The 3,222-nt window shown below is 43.5% G+C and carries 3 protein-coding genes; all 3 read right to left on the bottom strand.

Annotation, left to right across the window (positions count from 1 at the left end; all coding sequences use genetic code 11):
* Positions 1-160: 160 nt before the first annotated feature.
* Positions 161-601: a GNAT family N-acetyltransferase gene (locus tag ACWVCM_RS05920; RefSeq protein ID WP_455200799.1), complete on the bottom strand. Its 441-nt coding sequence runs from the start codon at positions 599-601 to the stop codon at positions 161-163.
* Positions 598-1,785, bottom strand: coding sequence for a JmjC domain-containing protein (locus ACWVCM_RS05915; RefSeq protein ID WP_455200798.1), 1,188 nt, complete (start codon positions 1,783-1,785; stop codon positions 598-600). Before ACWVCM_RS05915 ends, ACWVCM_RS05920 begins: the two co-directional genes overlap by 4 nt.
* Before the next feature lie 961 nt (positions 1,786-2,746).
* On the bottom strand, positions 2,747-3,222 hold a 476-nt coding region (locus ACWVCM_RS05910; RefSeq protein WP_455200797.1), incomplete at its 5' end, for a TOBE domain-containing protein.

Genomic DNA, 3,222 nt, shown 5'->3' with positions numbered 1-3,222 from the left:
TTCTCATCCATAGTTTCCAGGTGAATGACTTTATCTTGTTCGCCGATTTTATACTCACTAAAATCCATAACTATCTAGCCTGTTCGTCAGTTAATTCATAGAGTAATTTTAACGTATCTCAGCTTCTTTCCATAATGAATTGCCAAAAAATTGACATGCATCATTTAATGTTAGTCAGGGATCTACGCATCGTGACATGTGGTATCCCGGCGTCCATAAATACTTCGCTGGTTACGGTAAAATCATGTTTTTCGTAAAATTCAATGGCTGAAGTTTGCGCGTGTAAAAATACTTCCTTGAGCTTTTGACGTGTAGCGATTTTGATTAGCTCATTTAGTAGCGCACTGCCAATACCATGATTGCGAAATTCGGGTAACACGGCCATACGGCCGATATGCCCGTCATAGAGCATACGCCCTGTCGCTACGAATTCCCCATTCTTGGATTGTGCAATAACATGCCAGCAGTCACTGTCGTAGCCATCCCATTCCAGATCAGGAGGCACCGACTGTTCGTTTATAAATACGAGGGTGCGTATCCTGATGAGTTCATTCTTGTGTTTATCCCATGAGGTCTGTACTACGCGAAAATTATTGCTCATTCTGTCTCGAAATATAGATAGCCATTGTTAAAAAAATCTATTACCAGCTGTTCGCAATCCGGGCTGTTGATAAAGTTTAATATTGTGTCTTTGTCAAACCGGCGTTGCTTGCAGATAGTTGATGCAAAGCTTTGCGCATTACCTGCCAACAAGTGTTCCTGACCATTAACATAAAAATAGGTAGTATTGTCTGAATTTTTTATATAAGAAAATCGCGCGTATTCTGAACGGCATACGTATTTTTGCTGGGCCAGCAGATTTCGCAATTGACCACTGATAAATGTTTCTTCCTGGGGCAGGGCATCATTATCGTTTTTCGGTTCAGTAATAAAACGACCGAACCAGCGCTTAATATTATCAGCATTGCTTGAATAAGATTGTATCGTATCAATGATTTTTTCCAGGGATTGCGCAGCTATTTCACCACAGTTTTCGTTGAGTTTGAGGTCGGGATCTTCATAGCGTGGCATAAGGAAAGGGTCAGTAATATCGCTAAACTGGTTTTCAGCGAAATGCATGAGTAAATCGTAATGACTGGGTGCGCGGAAGCCAATGGAAAACGTCATGCAATCGTCTAATGCAACCCCGTAGTGAGCGATTCCCGGTGGTAAATACAGCATGTCACCCGGTTCCAGCACCCATTCCTGTTCGGCATCAAACTGTTTCAAAATACGTAAATCCGTATGAGGTAGAAAATCCAGGTGTTTCGATTTTCTGGAATGTATTTGCCAGCGGCGTTGTCCCATGACTTGTAATAGAAATACATCGTATTGATCCACATGGGGTCCGACCGAACCCCCAGGTGCTGCATAGCTCACCATGACATCATCAATACGCCAGTTGGGAATAAAATTAAACTGGTCCAGTAATAGTGCCAGGTCAGGAACATGTTTATTACATTCCTGGACCAGCAAGGTCCAGTGAGTTTCCGGGAGATGGCCAAAAGTATCATCATCGAACGGCCCGTGACGTAATTCCCACGGCGCAGTACCGTCCTTTTCCAGCACAATACGTGATTCCACGTCGTCATTACAGGCGAGACCCGCTAATTCATCAGCAGATAGTGGCGAAACATAATGTGGCATGGCGCTACGAATTAATAATGGTTTTTTCTGCCAATACTCAGCTAAAAAAACCGCAGCATTTACATTTCCCAGGATGGAATTGTCTTTCGAGTCTGGCACTGTGTCCCCTGTAGCTAATAGAAACGTTAATAGTAACGCGTAGCAGTAAACTTACAATAGTTTTCCACTGTTGTTATTAAATCTAGCGAACAGAAATTTCAGGCAAAAAAAAGCTGCATCAATAGTTGGGGGGAAGATGCAGCTTAAATAGTCGGGTCACGGTAACGGATAGCCTGGGGAGAGACAGTCAGAGATTTGGCCGTGAACCCATTACAAGTATCAATGAGTGCTGCGAGAGCTGCTGTGAAACGAATCACGAATTGAAAATTATGGAGAACAAAATGTAGATACAGCAGAAATAAAAAAAGGGGTGCGTAAAGGGCGCACCCCTTTGAAGGGGAGGTGTGACCAATATCGGGGGGGTGATAGGTTGGTCACGTAATACAGTATGCATCCTCCGTGCCACCGCTAAAAATACTTATGGTTTGAAAATCAGAACATAACGGACCTTTTCCTCGAAGGTACATGAGCAAGTGAGTCCAACCCTAAAATGCACGGTTTTGAGTGCCGTTTATTGCTGCAATATTCATTTGGAAGTATTTAGTAATAATCTTTAACTTATTGTTATTAAATAAAATAAGCGGGGGGAGCAATAAAAAAACGGGACACACCATGTGTCCCGTTGATAAGGAGGGGAGGTGGACAAAAAGAAGCACTTTGGCCACGTGTCTACTGTTGCATTCGATATGCCATAAAATTCCAATAGCTGATGCTACAGGCGGTTATCGAATTTCTGATGAAACGGTATTCAACGCATATCGCCAATTTTCAGTCAAAATTGGCAATTCGCGTCCACTTGCTGACGATTTGTGTCACCTGTTTGTCGTATCGAACGCAGCGAAAATGAGGAATTGATGAAATGACAATCATATTTAATGGGAGTAAGCCCGGGATTGTTTTTGTTGTTCCGCGGCATCATGGTCTGGTTTAGATTTCACTGGCGAATTGTTCTGCATGATTGTTACGTCAGAGTGGCAACACTTTTAACTTGTGCATAAACCTGTTTTCCTACCTCCAGTCCAAGTGCGGTAGCAGATTTGCGAGTAATTCGCGACAGGATTGGGATACCTTGCGCGGAAACTCGTATGGTCATCTGTGATGGATTTTCTTCCATGACTTCTTCTACAACGACTCGAAAGATATTCAGGATGCTGGTATCTGTTTGATGTGTCAGTGTCAGGCTAACATCGCGCGCGAGTATTCGCAGACGCACTGTTTCACCTAACTTTAAATGGTTTCCAGTCACCGTAAATTGGCCTCCCGGGAATGTCAGGTGAGTAAGATGGAAGTCTTCGTCATGTCCGGATACTTGCGCTTCGACAACAGATTCGGCATCGCTCCTATGGGCAAGAGGTAGATCCATTCGTGTAAGCATTGTTCCGATCGGTCCGGATGCCAGAACTTGTCCGGATTTCATGAGTGCCAGGTGATCAGCCA

This window comes from Kaarinaea lacus (assembly GCF_975902315.1).
The sequence above is the reverse complement of the archived record's forward strand: the minus strand, read 5'-3'. Positions and strand labels throughout refer to the sequence as shown.